Below are 6,149 nucleotides of genomic sequence, written 5' to 3'. Positions count from 1 at the left end.
CGTGCGCGTTCCTCGAGTTCTCGCGCGCCGCGTCGATCGCGAACATGACTCCGGAGACAGCGAACGCGAGGATGACGCCGCCGATCACCTCGAGCCAGAGTGCGTCGCGGTTGCGGCGTACGAAGCCGCCTACTCCCCGGTCGGGCACTGCGTCGGACAAGGATCCTCCCTCAGCTCTTCCTGGACACAGCAGAACGGGGCCGCCCAGAGGGCGACCCCGTTCTGCTGTGGCTCACTCCGACTTACACGTCGTAGTAGAGCTCGAACTCGTGCGGGTGCGGACGGAAGCGCAGCGGGTCGATCTCGTTGGTGCGCTTGTAGTCGATCCACTCGGCGATGAGGTCCTCGGTGAACACGCCGCCCTCGGTGAGGAACGCGTGATCCTCCTCGAGCTTGTCGAGGACCTTGGACAGCGAGTCCGGAACGGTCGGGATCTGGGCGTGCTCCTCCGGGGGAAGCTCGTACAGGTCCTTGTCGACCGGGGCCGGCGGCTCGATCTTGTTCTTGATGCCGTCGAGGCCCGCCATCAGCAGCGCCGCGAACGCGAGGTACGGGTTGCCGGACGAGTCGGGCGCGCGGAACTCGATGCGCTTGGCCTTGGGGTTCGAGCCGGTGATCGGGATGCGGACCGCGGCGGAGCGGTTGCGCGCCGAGTACACCAGGTTAACCGGCGCCTCGTAACCAGGCACGAGGCGGTGGTACGAGTTGACCGTCGGGTTGGTGAACGCGAGCAGCGACGGAGCGTGCTTCAGGATGCCGCCGATGTACCAGCGGGCGATGTCCGAGAGGCCGCCGTAGCCGGACTCGTCGTAGAACAGCGGCGAGCCGTCCTTCCAGACCGACTGGTGCACGTGCATGCCCGAGCCGTTGTCGCCGAACAGGGGCTTCGGCATGAAGGTGGCCGTCTTGCCTGCGTTCCATGCGACGTTCTTGACGACGTACTTGAACTTCATGATGTCGTCGGCCGCGTGCAGCAGCGTGTTGAAGCGGTAGTTGATCTCCATCTGGCCGGCGGTGCCGACCTCGTGGTGCGCGCGCTCGAGCTCGAGGCCCACCTGGCCGAGCACGGTGTTGATCTCGTCGCGCAGATCGGCGAGCTGGTCGCCGGGCGAGACGGGGAAGTAGCCGCCCTTGTAGCGAGTCTTGTAGCCGCGGTTGGGAGTGCCGTCGGGGTCGGTCTTCTCGCCAGTGCCCCACCAGCCCTCGGAGGACTCGATGTGGTAGTAGCCCTCGTGCTGGTTGGTGTCGAAGCGCACGGAGTCGAAGATGAAGAACTCCGCCTCGGGGGCGAAGAACGCGGTGTCGCCGATACCGGTCGACTTCAGGTACTCCTGCGCCTTCCACGCGACGTTGCGGGGGTCACGCGAGTAGGGCTCGTCCGTGAACGGGTCGACGACCGAGAAGTTGACGACGAGGGTCTTGGCCTTACGGAAGGGGTCCAGGTACGCGGTCTGGAGGTCGGCGATCAGCTTCATGTCCGACTCGTTGATGGCCTGGAAGCCACGAATCGACGAACCGTCGAACGCCGCGCCATCCTCGAGAACGGTCTCGAACTGGGCCGCGGGAACGTTGACGTGCTGCATGGCGCCAGGAAGGTCGCAGAAGCGAATGTCGATGTACTCGACAGCCTCGTCCTTCACAAACGCGATTGCCTCTTCGGCAGTCTTGAACATCCGATTGCTCCTTGCAATGTCAGGTGAGCTAGGGCTAGCACAGCCCACCCTAGGGGCGGACCGTTACCCCCAGGTTCATGCTGTGTTACGAAACTGTTTCCTGGGTCCCGGGGGCGCGCGTCACTGCGGCGGTGCCGCCGTTGGCGCCGTGCCCGAGCCTATCCCAGCGCGGCTACGATGGGGAGGTGCCCGATGCCCCCACGACGCCCAGCGCATACCTGGGGCGAAGGATGGTGGGGCTCGGCATCGATTGGCTCCTGTGCCTGCTGATCTCCGCGGCCTTCTTTCCCACCGAGGCCGCGGCGAGCGGGAATGCCGTCGAACGGGTCGTGACGGGCGGGGACCCCCTGGCGACTCTCGGCATCTGGGCGGTTCAGCATCTGGTGCTCGTCGCGACCATCGGCACCACCATCGGTCACCGGCTCCTGGGCCTGCGTGTGGTGCGCGACGACGGCGCCGCGTTCGTGGGAGTCGCCAAGGCGGCGCTGCGCACGATCCTGCTCGCGCTCGTGATCCCCGCCGTGGTGTGGGACGAGGAGCGACGCGGCATGCACGATCGCGCCGCAGGGACTCGCCTGGTCGCTACCCGAGGAGCCGCTCGTGGCTGATCTTCGGGTGGACGCGGTGCTGTGCGACATGGACGGCACACTCGTGGACTCGACGACCATGGTCGACACGATGTGGAACGAGTTCGCGGACGTCCATGGGCTGGACGGCGCCGAGGTGCGCGCCTTCGCCCACGGACGGCCCTCTCGCGCGACCATCGCACGCTACCTGGACGATGAGGCGCAGGTCCGGGTGTGGACGGAGACCATCCACTCCATGGAGGCGGGTCGCTTCGACGGCGTCGTCGAGGTTGCCGGCGCGGTCGCCTTCATCGAGGAGCTGCCGCGGGAGCGCTGGGCACTGGTGACGTCGGCCCTCGCCGACCCCGCACGCGCACGCCTGCGGGTGGTAGGTATCGAGCCGCCCGACGTGCTGATCGGCGCGGACGACGTGACGCACGGCAAGCCTCATCCCGAGGGCTACGCACGAGCGGCGCGCGAGCTCGGCGTGGACGCGGCGCGGTGTGTGGTGTTCGAGGACACAGATGCCGGAATCGAGGCCGGCCAGGCGGCTGGGTGCGCTGTGGTCGTGGTGGGGCCCAACCGCTCCGCGGCGACTGCGGGGCTGCCGCGGGTCGACGACCTCACTCAGGTGGGCGTCAGGCTCGAGGGCACGCAGATCGTCCTCACCCTGCCCGAACGGGACTGACAGGGCTGCGCGCGACTCGCGCGCGCATCGGCCGTTGTCACGCATCCACGCCCGGTGGGCGCGTGGGAATCGCCGGGCTCAGCGCCCGCGCATCGCCTTGCGGTCGGGGCGTGCCCGCAAGGGGTCCACGCCCTTGGGCACGGGAAGCTTCTGACCGCCGATCGCGTCGAGGCGGGCGATGACCGCGCCGCGCTCGCTCTTGGTCAGCGCCTTCTTGTTGCCGCGGATGGCCTTCGAGAGCTTGGCCAGGGGGATATCACCATCGCGGTTGCCCACGTAGATGACGTGCACCGGGACTCCGGGCACCAGCTTCGTGATGCGCCGGTTGGCGGCGGCGACCTGCTTCTGAGCGGCGGTGCCGCCCTCGGCGAGGAGGACCACTCCGGACTTGCCCACACCGCGGAACACGATCGAGCGGCCGCGGGGATCGACCGAGATCGGGTCGTCCGCGAACTGCCAGCCCGAGCGGATGCCCTGGGCGATCGACAGCGAGGCTCCGATCTGGCCGTCCATGCGGGCGTACATGACCTTCTCGAAGCGGCGCGTGAGCGTGTACATGGCCGCGAGTGCTGCGGTCAGCACACCGAAGATGATCGAGTAGACCAGCACGATGGTCGAGCCGAACAGCAGGCCGATCACGACCGAGAGCCCGATCACGAGGACCGGGATGCCGATCATCAGCGGCAGCAGCCACTTGTCGTGAGGCGCGGTTGCCTTATAGGCCTGCGCGACCAGCTTGTACCAGCGGGGCTTCTTCTCGGGTTCCTTAGCCATGATGGCGCCAAGTGTAGTCGCTCGCCGCGGTCGGGAGCGTCCGCTGTCAGCAGGCGGGGCGCGTGCTCCGGGGGAGCAGGGCCGATGCCTCCTGGCGCGCCTCCATGGGCTCTCCGAGATGCTTGAGAGCGTCGGGGATCGGGCGTCCCTTGCTGGTCATCGCCTGGCCCCACAGCCGGCCTGCGCGATAGCTCGAACGCACGAGCGGTCCGGACATGACACCCAGGAAGCCCATCTCCTCGGCCGCATCGGACAGTTCGACGAACTCCTCGGGCTTGACCCAGCGCTCGACGGGGTGGTGACGAGGGCTCGGGCGCAGGTACTGGGTGATCGTGATGAGGTCGCACCCGGCGTCGTGGAGGTCCTGCAGCGCCTGGACGGCCTCCTCGAAGGTCTCGCCCATGCCGAGGATGATGTTCGACTTCGTGACCAGCCCGTCCTTCTGCGCCTCGGTGATCACCTGGAGCGAGCGCTCGTACCGGAAGGCCGGGCGGATGCGCTTGAAGATGCGCGGGACAGTCTCCACGTTGTGCGCGAGCACCTCGGGCCGCGACGAGAAGACCTCCGCGAGCTGATCAGGGTCAGCGTTGAAGTCGGGGATCAGCAGCTCGACGCCCGTGCCGGGGTTGAGCTCGTGGATCTTGCGCACCGTCTCCGCGTAGAGCCACGCGCCGCCGTCCTCGAGATCGTCGCGGGCGACGCCCGTGACGGTCGAGTACTTCAGGCCCATCTGCGCGACCGAGTTCGCGACCTTGGTGGGCTCCATGCGGTCGAGCGCGGTCGGCTTGCCGGTGTCGATCTGGCAGAAGTCGCAGCGCCGGGTGCACTGCGCGCCGCCAATGAGGAAGGTCGCCTCGCGGTCCTCCCAGCATTCGAAGATGTTGGGGCAGCCCGCCTCCTCGCACACCGTGTGCAGGCCCTGGCCGTGCACCCGTGCCTTCATGTCCCGATACTCGGGGCCCATGGTCGCCTTGGTGCGAATCCACTCGGGCTTGCGCTCGATCGGGGTCTCGGCGTTGCGGGCCTCGACGCGCAGCATCCTGCGGCCCTCGGGTGCGATGGTCACACGGTCTCCTTGTGGGTTTCGGCGACGTTGGCGGCGTCGCCTGTGGGCGGCCGCGAATCCCAGCGTACGTCCGCGAGAGCGTTTTCCAGGAATCCCAGGGCTGCCGGCAGCACCTCGGCGATGGTGACACGCCTCCCGAGCTCACGGCTGAGCGACGTGACTCCGGCGTCGGCGATGCCGCACGGGACGATGCGCTCGAACGCGGCGAGGTCAGGCTCGCAGTTGAGAGCGAAGCCGTGCATGGTCACGCCGCGCGCGACGCGCACGCCGATCGCGCACACCTTGCGCTCAGGGGTGAGGCCCTGCGCCGGCAGCCAGACGCCGGATCGACCCTCGACGCGCGTCGCCTGCAGCCCGGAGGAGCCGCACACGTCGATGATCGCCTGCTCGAGAGCACGGACGTAGCGGACCACATCGATGGGCTCGGCAAGCTTCACGATGGGGTAGCCGACCAGTTGACCCGGCCCGTGCCACGTGATGCGGCCGCCGCGATCGACGTCGACCACGGGCGTGCCGTCCGCCGGACGATCCCACGAAGCCGTGCGGCGACCGGCGGTGTAGACGCTCTCGTGCTCGAGCACCACGACCGTGTCCGGGCGCTCGCCGGAGACGCGTTCCTCGTGCAGGCGACGCTGGAGGTCCCAGCCCTCCTGGTACGGCACCAGGCGGGTCCCCAAGTCGTGGTTCACGATGTCCATAGGCCTCCAGGCTAACCCCCTGGAATGGTCAGGGATTCCCGTGCGTTGGGGCACGATATGAGAATGTCCTCGCGCACGTGGCTGCGGCCCATCATCGTCCTTGTCGTGATCGTCGGCTGGCTCGCAGTGGGAGGTGCAGGCGGTCAGACCTTCGGGAAGCTCTCCGAGGTCCAGGAGAACGATGCCGCGGCCTTCCTCCCGTCGTCCGCGGAATCCACCCAGGCGGCGGAACTCCAGGCGGAGTTCATGCCGGCGCAAGCGGTACCGGGGATCTTCGTCGTCGACGGCATCACGGGTCCACAGGACATCGCGACCGTCGAGGAGTTCGTCGCTGAGGTCATCGCGACGCCGATCGAGGGCGACGACCAGGGACGCACGGTGGGAGACGTGCTGTCGCCGCCGGCCGGAGAATCCGCGCCGCAGGTGGTGCCGTCGGAGGACGGAGAGGCCGCCCTGGTCGCGTTCGGCATCGACGCCGAGGTTCTCGAGGAGACGGTGGGCGAGGCTTCGCTCGGGGAACTCGTCGCAGAGACCATCCGAGCCACCTGGGCCGAGGTCGACACCGAGCTCGACGGCCACCTCACGGGCGCGCTCGGCGTGCTCGCCGACCTGCTCGAAGCGTTCGCGGGGATCGACGGCATCCTGCTGCTCGTCGCGCTCGTCGTAGTGCTCATCATCCTGCTC

Annotated in this window: 7 protein-coding genes; 3 read left to right on the top strand and 4 right to left on the bottom strand. The window is 68.2% G+C overall.

The features are described 5' to 3' along the window. Positions 1 to 242 precede the first annotated feature (242 nt). Positions 243 to 1,673, bottom strand: a complete 1,431-nt coding sequence (glnA, locus tag QZ483_RS12175; RefSeq protein WP_297084373.1) for a type I glutamate--ammonia ligase — start codon at positions 1,671 to 1,673, stop codon at positions 243 to 245. Positions 1,674 to 1,858: 185 nt separating this feature from the next. Between glnA and QZ483_RS12170 the strand changes: the two genes are divergently transcribed. Next, a complete protein-coding gene (locus tag QZ483_RS12170; RefSeq protein WP_297084371.1) occupies positions 1,859 to 2,281 on the top strand; it encodes an RDD family protein in 423 nt (140 codons plus the stop codon). Continuing rightward, positions 2,274 to 2,927: an HAD-IA family hydrolase gene (locus tag QZ483_RS12165; protein WP_297084369.1), complete on the top strand. Its 654-nt coding sequence runs from the start codon at positions 2,274 to 2,276 to the stop codon at positions 2,925 to 2,927. Before QZ483_RS12170 ends, QZ483_RS12165 begins: the two co-directional genes overlap by 8 nt. Positions 2,928 to 3,005: 78 nt before the next feature. Here the strand turns inward: QZ483_RS12165 and QZ483_RS12160 are convergent, their stop codons facing one another. Genes QZ483_RS12160 through lipB form a run of 3 tightly spaced genes read right to left on the bottom strand, consistent with a single transcriptional unit; the run spans position 3,006 to position 5,465 of the window. Further along, positions 3,006 to 3,701, bottom strand: coding sequence for a DUF4191 domain-containing protein (locus tag QZ483_RS12160; RefSeq protein WP_297084368.1), 696 nt, complete (start codon positions 3,699 to 3,701; stop codon positions 3,006 to 3,008). Positions 3,702 to 3,747: 46 nt separating this feature from the next. After that, positions 3,748 to 4,767 carry a lipoyl synthase gene (gene lipA, locus QZ483_RS12155; RefSeq protein ID WP_297084366.1) on the bottom strand — a complete coding sequence of 340 codons (1,020 nt, stop codon included), beginning with the start codon at positions 4,765 to 4,767 and terminating at the stop codon, positions 3,748 to 3,750. Further along, a complete protein-coding gene (lipB, locus tag QZ483_RS12150; protein ID WP_297084363.1) occupies positions 4,764 to 5,465 on the bottom strand; it encodes a lipoyl(octanoyl) transferase LipB in 702 nt (233 codons plus the stop codon). Before lipB ends, lipA begins: the two co-directional genes overlap by 4 nt. Positions 5,466 to 5,528: 63 nt before the next feature. Between lipB and QZ483_RS12145 the strand changes: the two genes are divergently transcribed. Then, positions 5,529 to 6,149 (top strand): MMPL family transporter (locus QZ483_RS12145; protein WP_297084361.1); only part of this gene is annotated, 621 nt, incomplete at its 3' end.

Origin of the sequence: uncultured Demequina sp. (assembly GCF_913055775.1) — a bacterium.
GTDB lineage: Bacteria > Actinomycetota > Actinomycetes > Actinomycetales > Demequinaceae > Demequina.
This window is presented reverse-complemented; position numbering and strand designations above follow the sequence as displayed.